Origin of the sequence: Streptomyces sp. NBC_00019 (assembly GCF_045041015.1) — a bacterium.
Taxonomy (GTDB): Bacteria; Actinomycetota; Actinomycetes; order Streptomycetales; family Streptomycetaceae; genus Streptomyces.
The window spans coordinates 10,990,594-11,004,809 of the sequence record NZ_CP108302.1; the positions used below are offsets into that span (position 1 = coordinate 10,990,594).

Annotated in this window: 14 protein-coding genes; 7 read left to right on the top strand and 7 right to left on the bottom strand. The window is 67.7% G+C overall.

Annotation, left to right across the window (positions count from 1 at the left end; genetic code table 11):
* The first annotated feature begins 161 nt into the window (after positions 1-161).
* A complete protein-coding gene (locus OHU89_RS51185; protein ID WP_405653793.1) occupies positions 162-1,526 on the top strand; it encodes a glutamate decarboxylase in 1,365 nt (454 codons plus the stop codon).
* Here the strand turns inward: OHU89_RS51185 and OHU89_RS51190 are convergent.
* Both OHU89_RS51190 and OHU89_RS51195 read right to left on the bottom strand, forming a co-directional pair.
* On the bottom strand, positions 1,520-2,074 hold the full coding sequence (locus OHU89_RS51190) for a hypothetical protein (RefSeq protein ID WP_405655053.1): 555 nt from the start codon (positions 2,072-2,074) through the stop codon (positions 1,520-1,522). The two genes, OHU89_RS51185 and OHU89_RS51190, sit on opposite strands and share 7 nt — an antisense overlap.
* Positions 2,075-2,250: 176 nt before the next feature.
* On the bottom strand, positions 2,251-4,839 hold the full coding sequence (locus tag OHU89_RS51195) for an excinuclease ABC subunit UvrA (protein WP_405653795.1): 2,589 nt from the start codon (positions 4,837-4,839) through the stop codon (positions 2,251-2,253).
* Between the two features lie 137 nt (positions 4,840-4,976).
* Between OHU89_RS51195 and OHU89_RS51200 the strand changes: the two genes are divergently transcribed.
* Together OHU89_RS51200 and OHU89_RS51205 are read left to right on the top strand one after the other, a co-directional pair.
* A complete protein-coding gene (locus tag OHU89_RS51200; protein WP_405653797.1) occupies positions 4,977-5,372 on the top strand; it encodes a nuclear transport factor 2 family protein in 396 nt (131 codons plus the stop codon).
* A 19-nt stretch (positions 5,373-5,391) separates the two neighbouring features.
* Positions 5,392-5,898 carry a MarR family winged helix-turn-helix transcriptional regulator gene (locus OHU89_RS51205; RefSeq protein WP_405653799.1) on the top strand — a complete coding sequence of 169 codons (507 nt, stop codon included), beginning with the start codon at positions 5,392-5,394 and terminating at the stop codon, positions 5,896-5,898.
* Between the two features lie 62 nt (positions 5,899-5,960).
* Here the strand turns inward: OHU89_RS51205 and OHU89_RS51210 are convergent, their stop codons facing one another.
* The 5 genes from OHU89_RS51210 to OHU89_RS51230 form a co-directional block, all read right to left on the bottom strand.
* On the bottom strand, positions 5,961-6,374 hold the full coding sequence (locus OHU89_RS51210; RefSeq protein ID WP_405653801.1) for a LysR family transcriptional regulator: 414 nt from the start codon (positions 6,372-6,374) through the stop codon (positions 5,961-5,963).
* A 218-nt stretch (positions 6,375-6,592) separates the two neighbouring features.
* A complete protein-coding gene (locus OHU89_RS51215; protein WP_405653804.1) occupies positions 6,593-6,964 on the bottom strand; it encodes a hypothetical protein in 372 nt (123 codons plus the stop codon).
* Positions 6,965-6,972: 8 nt separating this feature from the next.
* Positions 6,973-8,160, bottom strand: a complete 1,188-nt coding sequence (locus OHU89_RS51220; RefSeq protein WP_405653806.1) for a TniQ family protein — start codon at positions 8,158-8,160, stop codon at positions 6,973-6,975.
* A complete protein-coding gene (locus OHU89_RS51225) occupies positions 8,157-9,035 on the bottom strand; it encodes an ATP-binding protein (protein ID WP_405653808.1) in 879 nt (292 codons plus the stop codon). The genes OHU89_RS51220 and OHU89_RS51225 overlap by 4 nt, the downstream gene beginning before the upstream one ends.
* 27 nt (positions 9,036-9,062) lie before the next feature.
* Positions 9,063-9,338, bottom strand: a complete 276-nt coding sequence (locus OHU89_RS51230; RefSeq protein ID WP_405653810.1) for a transposase family protein — start codon at positions 9,336-9,338, stop codon at positions 9,063-9,065.
* Between the two features lie 697 nt (positions 9,339-10,035).
* On the opposite strand from OHU89_RS51230, the gene OHU89_RS51235 reads away from it, so the two are divergent.
* From OHU89_RS51235 to istA, 4 genes are all read left to right on the top strand, one after another.
* Positions 10,036-10,644 carry a reverse transcriptase domain-containing protein gene (locus tag OHU89_RS51235; protein ID WP_405653813.1) on the top strand — a complete coding sequence of 203 codons (609 nt, stop codon included), beginning with the start codon at positions 10,036-10,038 and terminating at the stop codon, positions 10,642-10,644.
* A gap of 60 nt (positions 10,645-10,704) precedes the next feature.
* Complete coding sequence (locus OHU89_RS51240) at positions 10,705-12,012, top strand: IS4 family transposase (protein WP_405653815.1); 1,308 nt, start codon at positions 10,705-10,707, stop codon at positions 12,010-12,012.
* 187 nt (positions 12,013-12,199) lie between these two features.
* A complete protein-coding gene (locus OHU89_RS51245; protein WP_405655054.1) occupies positions 12,200-12,616 on the top strand; it encodes a reverse transcriptase domain-containing protein in 417 nt (138 codons plus the stop codon).
* A 118-nt stretch (positions 12,617-12,734) separates the two neighbouring features.
* Positions 12,735-14,210 (top strand): IS21 family transposase, encoded by a 1,476-nt coding sequence (gene istA, locus OHU89_RS51250; protein WP_405655055.1) that lies wholly within the window; start codon positions 12,735-12,737, stop codon positions 14,208-14,210.
* Positions 14,211-14,216: the final 6 nt, after the last annotated feature.

The following is a 14,216-nucleotide window of genomic DNA, read 5'->3' on the forward strand; positions in this document are numbered from 1 at the left end:
CATCCTATTGCCGTATCGGCGGCAGGGCAGATCACGTCGCACCTCAACACCTCTGAAGATGCAGGTCGCCGCTCCTGGAGCCCTGTTCCAGGAGCGAGGCCCGTCGTCCCGCCCCGCCGCGTCTCTCGTCAAGGCAAGCGGCGGCGCTGTTAGATCGAATCATGACGAAGCGTGCGGATTCAACTCTTTTCGGGAACCGCTTCTTGACTGTGCCCGCTCCCTCGGAGACCTTCCCCGAGGAAGGCATGGCCGCGACGGACGCGATGAGGCTCGTGGATGTGGATCTCGCCATGGAAGGCGACCCACAGCGCAACCTCGCCACGTTCGTCACCACGTGGATGGAGCCGGAGGCGCAACGGCTGATCGCCGAGAACCTCCACCGCAATTTCATCGACCACGCGGAGTACCCCATTTCCGCCGAGATCGAGCAGCGGTGCGTCCGCATGCTCGCCGACCTCTTCCACGCACCGGGCCCAACGACCGGGTGCCGGACCCAGGGCTCGTCCGAGGCGATCATGCTCGGGGCGCTGTCGCTGAAGTGGAAGTGGCGCCAGCGCCGCCAGGCGGCCGGCCTGTCAGCCGACCGGCCCAACCTGATTTTCGGCGGGGACGTCCACGTCGTGTGGGAGAAGTTCTGCCGCTACTTCGACGTCGAACCGCGGATCGTGCCGCTCGCGGAGGGCAAGTACACGATCGGCCCGGACGACGTGGAGCCCCACCTCGACGAGAACACGATCGGCGTCGTCGCTGTCCTGGGCACCACGTTCACCGGTCACAAGGACGATGTCGTCGGGATCGACAAGCTCCTGCGGGACGTCCGCAAAAAGCGGGACCTCGACATCCCGATCCACGTCGACGGCGCCAGCGGCGCATTCGTATGGCCCTTCCTCTACCCCGACTCGAAATGGGACTTCCGGCTCGAACAGGTCCGTTCGATCAACGTCTCCGGACACAAGTACGGCCTGGTCTACCCCGGCATCGGATGGCTGGTCTTCCGCGAGGAGGCCGACCTGGCCAAGGACCTCGTGTTCTACGAGAACTACCTGGGCAAGACCGACGCGACGTTCACACTGAACTTCTCCACCGGTGCGTCGATGGTGCTTGCGCAGTACTACAACTTCGTGCGGCTCGGTCGCCAGGGCTACACCTACGTCATGAAGATCATGCAGGACAACGCCCGCGCCCTGGCGGACAACCTGCGCAGCAGCGGCCGCTTCGAAGTGATCGGCAGCGACCTCGAACAGCTGCCACTGGTCGCCTTCCGTCTCGCCGACAAGCACGCCTACGACGAGTCCGACATCGCCTGGCAACTCTCGGCCGAGCGCGGCTGGATGGTTCCGGCATACACGCTCCCGCCCAACGCCGAGAAGGTGAAGATCCTGCGCGCTCTGGTCAAGGAGACCCTGAGCCGCGAGCAGGTCGACCGCCTGAGCCAGGACATCGAGGACGCGTGCCGCACCCTGGACGACAAGGGCGCAGCCCACGGCATCGAGCGAGAACAGGTCAAGCGTGGCACCGGCTACTGACACACTCCCGCCTCCACGGCCGGCCGTCGCAGCCGGCGCCTCAGCGACAGGGGCGCTGGACGCCGGCGGACCATCAGCATGCTGCGGGCATCCCTCCGTCTTTGGGGTCCAGCTGGTCGCTGCCCGAGCCGATGCGCGCCGTACCGGTCAACGACCCGGCGCTGCCTGCCGGGTGGGCGGCACAGCCCAAGTGGGACGGCTACCGCGCGCTGCATACGGTTCTCGCCGGCGCCCTGCATCGGGACGAAGCCGCACAGCTCGAAGCCGTCGCTGACCAGCCGGTGGCCGTCGCGGACGAAGGCGATGGTGCGGGTCATGCCGCGCATGCGCAGCGGGACGATGAGCCGGCCGCCCTGGGCGAGCTGGTGCACCCAGGAGGACGGGATGTCGGCGGCCTGTACGGTGACGACGATCCGGTCGAAGGGCTGGAAGTCGATCATGCTGGCTGTGCCGTCGGCGGTGATGACGGTGACTCTAGGATCCGCCTGGCCGTGAGCAGCGGGTGCTGCGGAGACGCCGTATTCCACGCTTCGCGAGCAGCACCGCATTCGCGGCTCAGTGAGCAATCCCGACGTTCCCAACCGCTGACAGCGCGACTCCCTGTAACCGGACGCCGACAGCGTGGTGAATGTATTGGCGCGGCTGGCCCTTCACCTTCTGCTCAGGGTGCCTGTGCCGCTCCTCCGCCCCGGCGTCGGGGTTCTGTCGATACGCTACGGACGTCTCACAGGCCGATGTCGGCGAGCCATTGGTCGGGCCGCAGATGCTCGCCAAGGTAGCGGCCGGTGATGCTCTCGGGGTGTTGGATGATGTCGTCGGGGGTGCCAGTGGCGACGACGGTACCGCCGGATGCGCCGCCGCCCGGGCCCATGTCGATGACGTGGTCGGCGTTGGCGATCATGTCAAGGTCGTGCTCGATGACGAGGACGGTTGCGCCTTTGTCGACCAGACGCTGCAGGACGTCCAGAAGGGTGCGGATGTCCAGGGGGTGGAGGCCGACGCTGGGTTCGTCGAGGACGAACAGGGCGTTTCTCTGGTCGCGGGTCAGTTCGGTGGCGAGCTTGAGGCGCTGGGCCTCGCCGCCGGAGAGGGCGGGGGTGTCCTCGCCGAGGGTGAGGTAGCCGAGCCCGAGGGCGTTGAGAGCGTTGAGGCGGGTGCGTACGCGGCGGATGTCCTCGGTGTGGGCGAGAGCCTGGCGGACGGTGAGACCCAGCAGATCCGACAGGCTGATGCCGTCGGATCCCGGGTCTGCGGGCGTGGGCCGCAGGATGTCGTGGGCCGCGGGAGCATAGCGGGTGCCATCGCAAGCGGGGCAGGCGATGTCGACGTCGGGCAGGAACTGCACATCCAGGGAGATCTGTCCGGTGCCCTCGCAGCGCGGGCAGCGCAGCGAGCCGGTGTTGTACGAGAAGTCCGCGGCCGCCAGACCGCGTTCGACGGCTGCTGGAGTGGCGGCGTATTCACGACGAAGGTCGTCCAGGATGCCGCTGTAAGTGGCGATGGTGGAGCGGACGTTGGTGCCGATGGGGGTGGCGTCGACCATGTGCACCCGGCTGATCCCGGCCGCGTCCAGGGCCTTGACGTGCTCCGGCAGCGGCTCGTCGGCGGCCTGCGCCTTAAGGCCGGGGACGAGACTCTCCAGGATCAGGGTGGTCTTACCGGAGCCGGACACGCCAGTGACAGCGGTCAGCCTGCCCCGCGGGACATCGACATCCAGGGCGTGCACGGTGTGCAACGGGCGAGTGGCCAGGTGGATGCGGCCGCAGTCGTATACCGTGTCGCGGTCCGCCCGTGTCCGTACGAGCACGGGTTCGCGGCCGGTCAGGAAGCCGCCGATGAGGGAGGCGGAGTCCTTGCCCAGGCCGCGGGGATCGCCGGTGGCCAACACGGTGCCGCCCTCGGCGCCCGAGCCCGGACCGATCTCGATCAGCCAGTCGGCCTCACGCAGGACCTGAACATCGTGGTCGACGAAGACCACCGAATTGCCGTCGCGCAGCAGGTCACGCATCACGCCGAGCAGGCCGTCCACATTCACCGGGTGCAGGCCGATGGACGGCTCGTCCAGGACGTACAGCACGCCGGTGGTGCGGTTGCGCACCGCGCGGGCCAGCTGCACGCGCTGCCGCTCGCCGGTGGACAGAGTGGAGCTCGCCCGGTCCAGGGTGAGATAGCCCAGGCCCAGTTCGGTGAGCCGGCGGGCGGCGCCGAGCAGGGTGGCGATCAGGTTGTCCGCCATCTCTCGCGTCTCGGGCGGCAGCGCGCCGGGCAGCGTCGGCATCCAGGCGACGAGGTCGTCGAGGGTCTTGGCGGTGGCCTCGGCCAGGTTCGTGCCGTCCAGGAGCGTGCCGCGGGCCGCCTCACTGAGCCGGGTGCCGTGGCAGTCCGGACAGACTTGCGTGGACAGGAACTTGTTCACCCGGCTCAACCCGCGCTCAGTGGCGGCATTGTTCAGGGCTTCTTCGACCGCACGGCGGGCGTTGCGGTAGGTGAAGTCCAGCTCGAACAGCTTGCCGTTCTTCGACCGGACGCTGATGTGCCGCTTCTCCTCGGGGCCGTGCATCACGATCTCCCGCTCGGCCGCGGTCAGGTCCGCGTACGGCACGTCGGTGCGCACCCCGAACTCGGCGACGACCTGCGGCATCACCGTCAGCCCGAACATCGACCACGGTGCCACCGCCCCGTCCGCGATCGACTTCGACGCATCGGGCACCAGCGCCGCCTCGTCGACCTCGCGGACCATGCCGGTGCCGGTGCAGCGCGGGCAGGCACCGTCGGAGTTGAACGCGAACGACTCGGCCCCCGGCGGATACCAGACCGCCCCGCACACCGCGCAGGTCAGATCCATGTTGGCGGCCACGTCGATGGTCGGCTCGTGCCGGTGGCCGTTCGGGCACAGATGCGCCCCGAGCCGGGAGAACATCAGCCGCAGCACATTCAGCAACTCGGTCGAGGTGCCGAAGGTCGAGCGCACCCCGGGCACGCCCGGCCGCTGCCGCAGCGCCAGCGCGGCCGGCACATGCTCCACCTCCACCACCGCCGCCCGCGGCGCCTGCGCCATCCGCCGCCGGGTGTACGTCGACAGCGCCTCCAGATAGCGCCGCGAGCCCTCCGCGTACAGCACCCCCATGGCCAGGGACGACTTCCCCGACCCCGACACCCCGGCGACCCCGACCAGTCGCCGCAGTGGCACGGTCACGTCGACGTCCTTGAGGTTATGCACCCTGGCTCCGTGCACCCGGATCGCCAGCGGCTGATCGCCTTCGGCCGCCCCCTCCCACGCCTCGGGCCCTACATCCTCCACAGCGGCCGCCACGGTTCTCCCTTCGCCAGATATACACACTCAGAAGTTGCTTCCATGGAATGTATCTGCTTTCCTGGAGATGCGCTAAGCGAAGATTCGCCCTCTTTGAGCGTCAGGGCGACACGCGCCAGACGAACGGAGCCACCCTCATGGCCGACACGGCCATCGACATCGCCCGCAGCTACTTCCAGGCCATCCAGAGCGGCGACCTGGACACCGTGGGCAAGCTCCTCGACGACGACGTCGTCTGGCACCAGCCCGGCGGAAACCAGTTCTCCGGCGTCCGCGAGGGCCGTGACGCCGTCTTCGCCATGCTTGGCGGGATGATGGAGGCCAGCCAGGGCAGCTTCGCCATCGACCAGGTTCACGCTCTGATGGTCAACGGCGACCTGGTTGCCGCCACCATCCACTTCGCGGGACGCACCGACAAGGCATCGATGGCGATGGACGGCGTCGACCTGCTGCGCATCCAGGACAGCAGGATCGTCGAGGTATGGCTGTTCTCCAGCGACCCGGACGCCGAGGACGCCTTCTGGGGCAAGTGAGCCCTGCGGGAAATGGATGATGACTGACCTGAAGCCACTGTTCGACGCCGTGATCCGCCTCGAGACCGAGGTGTGGAACGGCGTCGATTCGGCCCTGCGGGCCGCCTGCGATCTCCCGATGACCTGGCTCGACATCCTCCGAATGCTCGAGCGGACCGACGGATGCCGGGTCCAGGACATGGCCCAGGAATTCGCCATCACCATCGGCGGCGCCAGCAAGGTCGTCGACCGCGTCGAGAAGGCCGGATACTGCGCCCGCCGCGCCAACCCCGAGGACCGCCGTTCCTCCATCGTCGAACTCACCCCTGCCGGACGCCAGATCCTCGACAAGGCCCTGCGGGTCTTCGACGAAGAACTGCGCCGCCGCTTCGGCCCGGCGCTCGACGACGGCGAGGCGGAGAAGCTCACCGCCACCCTTACGCGGCTACGGTCCGTCGGCCACACCGGTGACGCAGGACGCGAAGCCGGGCAGCGACCTCTTCCCGCAATGCGCAAGTCGGTTCAGCGCGATCAACCGATCGCATAGGCGCGGACGCGAACACCGGCGCAGGGCCGGACCGACACCAACTGCCGCACCCGGCCCTGCCCTCACGGTGTCTCGGACCGGGGTAGTTCGGCGTCGCCCGCGATGCGCAGGATCTGCTGTGCTTCTCGCAGGAAGTCGCGTCCGAGGGGTGTGGGGGCGAGGGGGCGGGTGTCGCGGTCGATGATGCGGAAGCCGGCTCTGTGCTCGATCGCACGGATGCGGTGGGCGAGGGTGCTGTGTCTGCCCCCGTAGAAGCTGTCGGCGGCCGCGGGAATGCTGTCGTGGCCTTCGACCTGGACGATGGTGCGCAGCCGGTCCAGGGCTTCGCGGCCGTCGATGACAGCTTGCATTGCCAGTGAGAGCTGCGGGGGCAGGTCGAGGTGGCCGAGGCCGTTGTAGCCGTCGGGAGGGTGGACGCGTGCGGTGCCCGGCCACTCGACGTTGCGGACCCAGTGGGCTGGAGGCTCCCAGGTCACCGGCTCATCGATGCTGTGGGCCGCCAGGTTCTGTTCTGCCTGCTCGTGCAGGAAGACGCGTAGCGGCAGGGGGGGGCGCGGAAGCGGAATTCGGTGCAGCTCCAGGCGAAGCGGGTGGCGGCTCCCTGTGGTGCGGGCGGGCTGTGCCCGGTCAGCAACAGCAGCAGGTACCAGCGCATGACCTGCTGGCGGTGCTCGCCGCCGGCCAGCCAGCCGTGCTAGAGGACCAGGCGCCGGTAGGCGTCAGGGTTCAGGTCGACGGTGGCTTCGGTGAACGTGGCGCGGCGGCGGGTGTAGTCGATGGGTGAGCCGTGTTCGTCGAGCGCGCGGGCGAGCTGGGCGAGCGTCGAGGCCAGTGGGGTGAGGTCTTGGTCGCGGTACACGCGCTGCTCGACGCTTTCGCGGTCGCGGGCGGCGCGGGCGTTGCCCAGCAGCGGTGCGGCGCGTACATACGGCAGGTCGGCCGGCCCGCCCGGGACGAGGAGGAGACCGGAGCAGCCATGGCGGAACGCGTCGACACGGAAGACGCGGCCTTGTGATCGCAGACGGTCCACAGGCAGCAGGCGCAGAGCCCATCCGGGCCAGAGCATCGCGGGGATCATGGTGGCGCGGCGGTGGATGTCCGCTCTGCTGCGGTCGGGCCGTCGGGGGGCGTGGCGCTGGCGTAGCGCAGCCGATTATGCAGGAGCGTGTGCGGATCCTGGTAGGACATCACGCGGGCGAACAGGTCCGGTCCGCTGTCGCGCCAACGGAGGGCCAATTCCCCGAGGTTGAGGTCGCGCGCGGCCGACGGGTGGTCCGATTGCACGATCCATTCGAAGAGCCGCTGATGCTCGGGGTGTCCGCCGCGGAGCGCCACCTGCGCCAGGGCCGTACCCGCGGCGACGTGGTGGGTCTGAAGGCTGGCAGCATCCTCACCTCGGCGGCTGCCGCTGTTGCCGGACAGGTGGTAGGCCGACTGTCCGCTGCCGTCCGGGAAGGAAGATGGGAACGTGCCGCCGCATTCGTCGAGGACAGCGTGGACGAGGTGGGGCGCATGGTCGCGGTTGGTCCGCAGGCCGCGCAGCGCCCGCCAGGCCAGGGCGTAGAGCTGTTTGAGTTCGATCAGGGCCCCCGGCCTCTGGTCCGGCGCGACCGCCAGCAGTCCGGCCACGCGGTGCTGTGCGCGCAGTACCAGACCGTCGGAGGGAAGGGCGTTCGCCGGGGCGTGGAACAGGTCGGTGGCACAGGGGCGCCTGCGGCCCTTGACTGCGTGGTCGAGTCGGTCGCGTGTGCAGGCACCGATGCCGCGGGGTCCCGTGAAGCTGATCTTCCACGGGTGGGGCGGGCGGCCGCAGGTGGGGCAGAAGTCGGCCAGGAGCAGCTGGTGCTGGGTGCAGGCGAAGGCCCACGGCAGTCGCCACAGCAGCGGCCCGCGGCCGCCGTTCTCGCGCAGGCAGGCGGGACAGTAGCGGGTGCGGCTGCTGCGGAAGGCCCACGCCGGCGGCCGCTCGAGCTGGCGGCGGCCCGGCGCGACGTTGACGGCGAAGGTGTTGTAGGAGTCGAGCGTCATGGCCCGCAGCACCTCGGCGGGAACACCGGTCGCCTTGTGCAGCACCCGGGACTCTGGCTCGGTCAGCCGCAGCAGCATGTGGTCGACGCGGGCGGCGGGCAGTCCGATATGGCGCAAAAGGCCCCGGTCGGTCGTGCGCAGTCGGCGCGCGTAGCTGCTGATCCAGCTGTCCAGGGCCTCGCCGGGCATCGGCATCAGGGCGATCGGGATCCTGTCCGGGGTCCAAATGCTCATGCCGACTTCCGGGGCTGCTCGCCGTCGTCCGGGCGGGTGGTCAGCAGTCCGGCCTCGATCGCCGCCTGGAGTTCTTGCCGGGCGTCTTCGGCCGCGGCGTCGTTCTTGACCTGGTCCATCAGGTTCTTGTCCAGGCGCTCGTGTCCGGAGCGGATCGCGCGCAGGCAGCCGCGGTTGATCAACGTCATCAGGGAGGCAAAGTGCCCTGTGGAGCGTGAGTAGAGATAGTCGGAGAGGTCCCTCGCGAGCATGCCCGGGTACTTGTCCGCCAGCACCAGCTGCTTCTCGATCGTCTTCAACAACGTGCGCCACTGGCGGCGACCGGCGGTGTCCTCCACCTGGAACGGCAGCAGCGTCAGCGGGGTGGTACGGCGTCCGAACTGCGCCAGCAGCGCCTGGTGCGGGGACAGGCCCTCGCGCAGCAGACCGCGCTGCCGCACCCCGACGCCGATGTAGAGCAGGGTGACGGGGAAGACGTTGGCCAGGTATTTCAGCTGGTTGGCCATCCGGACCGCGTTGCTGTTCGAGCCGGACATGAAGTGCACGTCGTCGATGACGATCGCGATGGTGTTCATGCTGAGCACCGCGTCCACGGCCCGCTCGGCGAGCATGTCCGCGTTCCCGGACGTCGGCAGCCCGTAGAAGCGGCAGATGGAGGCATTCAGGCCGCGGACGGACGTGTTTCCGGTGAGAGCGATGTAGATGACCGGAACGCGGCGGTCCCCGACCGGTGTGCTCTCGCCGCGCAACGTGATCTGCTTGCGGTACAGAGCGCGGCCGTAGGCGCGCACCGCCGTGCTCTTGCCGAGCCCGGGATAGGCGTCCACGAGGGCGGCCGGCTTGGTCTTGTCGCCGTCCTGGCGGTTGGCTTCCACGATCTCAGCCACAATAATCGCCTGCAGTCAGGGAGTTCGGCGCTGATACCGCACCGTCAACCCGTCGATCTGCTCCGCGAATGTGGCCTTCGGGCATGCAGGGTTCTCGCAGTACAGGCGGCGGACCGACAGCTCGATCCGCACCGGACGGCCACCGACTGCCTCGTCGGCAACGTGGCGCACGTACCGGCTGTGCTCCCAGTCAGAGATCCGACCGCAGCCAGTGCATGCAGCTGGTTCCGCCCGGGATCGCGCAGAGATCACGACCGCATCCTCGAACTCCTCGACCGAACCAACCTCCACAGCACCGAGCTGCGCAACAGCTTCAACACGTCATCGCACACAGGCAGCATCCCGCTGGAACAGAGGGATGTCACGGCCCAGCGGACCGATCAACGGCTACGAAAATCTTGTATGAGCGTGTGCCACGAACGCGAGAAGGGTGAACGACATGTAGGTGATGGAGATCGCTGTTCAAGCGGTGCTGCACGAGAGATGAAGGATGTTGGCCCTTCGGAGCCGCCCTGCGGGGGGAGGCTTCAAACCACCCTCATGCTGCGTTGGCTGAAGACCGTCGTGGTGAGCGATGGGGGAAAAGGCGTCCGGGAGGCGTCAGGTAGGGGCAGGGGAGACGATCACTGTTGAGGCGTCGAAAATAGTCAGATGGCGTCAGAACCGGGATGAAGCTCTTGGTCCCGGGATAAGCCCGGCGGGAGCCCGTCGACTGGCCGGGCGGCGTCCGGCGTAGAGGTGACGTGAACCCTGTCTGCCGCTCTCGTGCGGAACGTGGGAAGGCGTCTTCGGCATGCCCGTACTCAGCAGCATGGGCGCCGGGAGTGCCCGAGTCGGGAGTGCCCCGTAGGGACTTCGAGTGCCGGGCCGGGGACGCCGGCGGACCGGCCCGTAGTAGTGCGGAGGCCTCTGTAACGGGGGTGGAGCGAAGGGGCCGGGTCGCTCGTGGCTGTTTCGTTTGGTCAACCAGAGCTCTGGGAGGAGCCCGATGGACCAGCTGAAAGCATCTGGCAAATCGTTCGACATCTCCAAGTCGGAGGTGTGGGACGCCTGGATCAAGGTGAAGGGCAATCAGGGAGCGCCGGGGGTGGATGGGGTGTCCATCGAGGAGTTCGAGAAGGATCTGCGGGGAAACCTGTACAAGATCTGGAACCGGATGTCCTCGGGGACCTACTTCCCACCCCCGGTGAAGGCGGTGGAGATCCCCAAGCAGCACGGGGCCGTTGGTGTCCGTGTGCTCGGGGTGCCCACCGTCGCCGATCGGATCGCGCAGACCGTGGTGGCAGCCCATATGGAGAAACGAGTGGAGCCCATTTTCCACCCCGACTCCTACGGGTATCGGCCTCACCGGTCGGCCTTGGACGCGGTCGGGGTCTGCCGCAAACGCTGCTGGAAGTACGACTGGGTGATCGATCTGGACATCCGGAAGTTCTTCGACAGCGTGCGGTGGGACCTGGTGCTCAAGGCCGTCGAAGCGCACACCGATGCCCGTTGGGTCGTGCTGTATGTGACGCGGTGGCTGGCTGCGCCGTTGCAACAGCCCGACGGGACCCTGCTGACCCGGGACCGGGGAACCCCGCAGGGCAATGCCACTTAGATAAGTGACTGATGTCCAGTCGTCCACTTTTCCACAGCGACACGCCCGGGCTGCCTGTGGATGGTCAACTATCCAAGTACCGGTGCTTTGTTGTTTCCAGGAGACCGGATACCTTCCTCGCCTATGGGTGGGGTGCTGGAGGGCTCGGCGGCAGTTTCGGGCATGCGTCTAACTGACCGGGTGGGTGTTGGTGTTCTGACGCGCCTGGTCGACCGTGATCTGGTCGATGAGGTTCTCGTCGAGACGGGACGGATGGAAAAGCGGTCACGTCTGCTGCCGGCGCGTGTTGTTGTCTATTACGTGATGGGCTTGTGTCTGTTCTTCGGCGAGTCGTACGAGGAAGTGATGCGGCTTCTTGTCAACGGTCTGCGGTTTCTGGGGACATGGCGCAAGGACTGGACAGTTCCCACGACGGGTGCAATTTCCCAGGCGCGCCGGCGTCTGGGACCGGAGCCGTTGAGGCTGCTGCTTGAGCGGGTGGCACTGCCTTGCGCTCGGCGGGGCACGCAAGGGGCGTGGCTGGGGCGGTGGCGGCTGATGGCCATCGACGGTTTCGTGCTGGATGTTCCCGATACCCCTGCGAATGACGCGAGGTTCGGCCGGTCGGGAGGCACGAAGAATCCGGCGCCTTTTCCCCAGGTGAAGATCGTGGGGCTGGGCGAATGCGGGACCCATGCCGTAGTAGCAGCACGGCTGGGGCCCTGGCGCGTGGATGAAGGTATTCTCGCCGGGGAACTCGTCGTCGATTTCGAACCGGGCATGCTGGTCACCGCTGACCGGGGATTCTATGCGTACCGCCTGTGGGAAGCTGCCGCGGCTACCGGCGCGGATCTGCTGTGGCGCATGCCTGACGGGCCTCACCTGCCCGTGGTGCGGCCCCTGAAGGACGGGTCGTACGAGTCGTTCCTCCTCGACCCGAAGGTCCGCCGCCGGCGCGCGGTCCAGCGACACCGCGGATCGGCGAACATCGAGGAACCGTCCGGACTTCCGGTCCGGGTCATCGAATACGAAGTGACAAACCGTGAAGGCAAGGGCGAGATCTTCTGCCTGATCACCACCATCATGGACCCCGACGAGGCAAGTTCCGCTGAACTCGCGGCCGCCTATGCCGAACGCTGGGAATTCGAATCCAGCCTGGACGAGATCAAAACTCATCAGCGAGGCCGTGGCGGCGTACTGCGCTCGAAGACACCGGAAATGATCGAGCAGGAGATCTGGGCACTGCTCCTCACGCACTACGCGGTCCGGCATCTGATGTGCGAGGCAGCCGACATCGACCCAGACCGACTGTCCTTCATGCGGTCACTGCGCATTATCCGACGCCAGGTCACAGACCAGGCGGGCTTTTCCCCCTCACCACCTCATTAACGCCCTTGAGACGGCACGCGCAGAAATCGTCGAAAGACTCAACCCCCGCCGGAGGAACCGCAGTAGCCCACGCGCCGTCAAACGCGTCCACGTCCACGCCTACAGGAAGAAACTCCCAACCGAAACCACAACCCGCCACCCGGACCCGCCCCACATCAAAATCCTGGCCGTTTCTTAAATAAGTGGCATTGCCCCGCAGGGCTCCTCGGTCTCACCCGTCCTCGCCAACCTGTTCATGCACTACGCGTTCGCCCGGGAGTTCCCCGGGGTCGCCTTCGAACGCTACGCGGACGACGCGGTGGTGCACTGTACCTCCGCGACCCAGGCCCGTGAGGTCCTGGCCGCGCTGCACGAACGGATGGCCGAGGTCGGGTTGGAGCTGCACCCGGACAAGACGAAGATTGTGTACTGCAAGGACAGCAACCGGCGCGGCTCGTTCGAGCAGGTGTCGTTCACGTTCCTGGGGTTCACCTTCCGGCCGAGGTCGGCTCAGCGGAAGGATGGCGTGGTGTTCACGGTGACGGCGGCCATGGCAAAGTCCAGATGTGCGGCCAGCCGAGTCCAGGCTGATGGCCACCGGAATTCCCGGTGGATGGCCGTCTGACCAGTGGTGTTCCTGATCACTTCCTTAACTGGAGGAGGCCCCTCCGACCGTTTGCTGGTGTTTCCACGCATCAGCTACCGGCCGGAGAGGTCCTGTGACGAAGTCTGACACGGAGATCATGGAAATCCTTGAGGCGTACGACCTGACCGGAACGGTCTGGTCGGCGGCGACCTTGACGGGGCACGACCCGAAGACGGTCAAGAGGTATGTCGAGGCCCGCAACGGCGGGCGCAATCCCTATGAGCGAGAGCCGCGGCCGAAGATGATCGACGCGTTCCTGGAGAAGGTCGAGGAGTGGGTCGAGCAGTCGAAGGCGACGATCCGCGCCGATGTGGTCCACGACAAGCTCGTGCAGATGGGCTACCGGGGCAGCGCACGCTCGACGAGACGGGCGGTGAACACGGCAAAGACCGCGTGGAAGGCGGGCAAGCGCCGCACCTACCGGCCGTGGATTCCCGAGCCGGGCCGGTGGCTGCAGTTCGACTGGGGCGAGGGCCCGCGCATCGGCGGCCGACGGACCTGGCTGTTCTGCGCATGGCTGTCCTGGTCACGGTTCCGGGTCGTGATCCCGGTCTGGGACTGCACCTTGGGCACGCTGGTGGCCTGCCTGGACACCACGCTCAGGCGGATCGGCGGGGCGCCGACATACGTGCTGACCGACAACGCGAAGACGGTCACCGTCGAGCACATCGCCGGGATCCCGGTACGTCATCCGCAGATGGTCGCCGCGGGCCGGCATTACGGCTGCCAGGTGGTCAGTTGCGTGCCCTACGATCCCGAATCGAAGGGCGGCGCGGAGGCCACGGTCCGCATCGCGAAGGCCGACCTGGTGCCCACCGGCGCGAACCTGCTGGCCGCCTACGACACCTTCGCCGAGCTCGCCGATGCCTGCCTGACCTGGTGCGATGCGGTGAACTCGCGCCGCCACCGGGCGACTGGGCAGATACCCGCGAGCCGCCTGGACGTCGAACGCACCACGCTGCACGTCCTGCCCATCGAGCCGCTCGCGCTCGCCCTGGGCGAGGAGAGACTGGTCGGCTCCGACCGCACCATCAGCTTCAACGCGGTGCGCTACTCGACCCCGCCGGGCTATACCGGCGCCAAGGTGTGGTGCCGGGTGGTCGGCGAGGAACTGTCCATCACCGCCCGCACCAACTCCGGTGACCTCTCCGAGATTTGGCGCCACCAGCTTTCCACCCCGGGTGTTCCACAGATCATCGACGAGCACTACCCCGACCACCCCGACGGCCGCAGCATCCACCAGCCGAGGCTGCAGCCCCGCTCGGCAGCGGAGATCACGTTCGTCGGCATCGGCCCCGGCGCGGGCCGCTGGCTCAAGGAGGCCGGCCCCGCCGGCGCGGTCCGCATCCGCGCCAAGATGGCCCGCGCGGTCGAGCTGGCCACCGTCCTGGGCAACGACAAAGTCGACCAGGCCCTCGGTCTGGCGGCCATGGCCGGGCGCTTCGCCGACGACGACCTGCTCTCGATCCTGGGACACCTCGCGGACAGCAAGCCCGCCGGCGAGGTCATCCGCGCGGACGAGGCCCACTCCGTCCAGAACGGAACCATCGGCTGGCAGGCCCTGGGCCGCTGAGCCAAC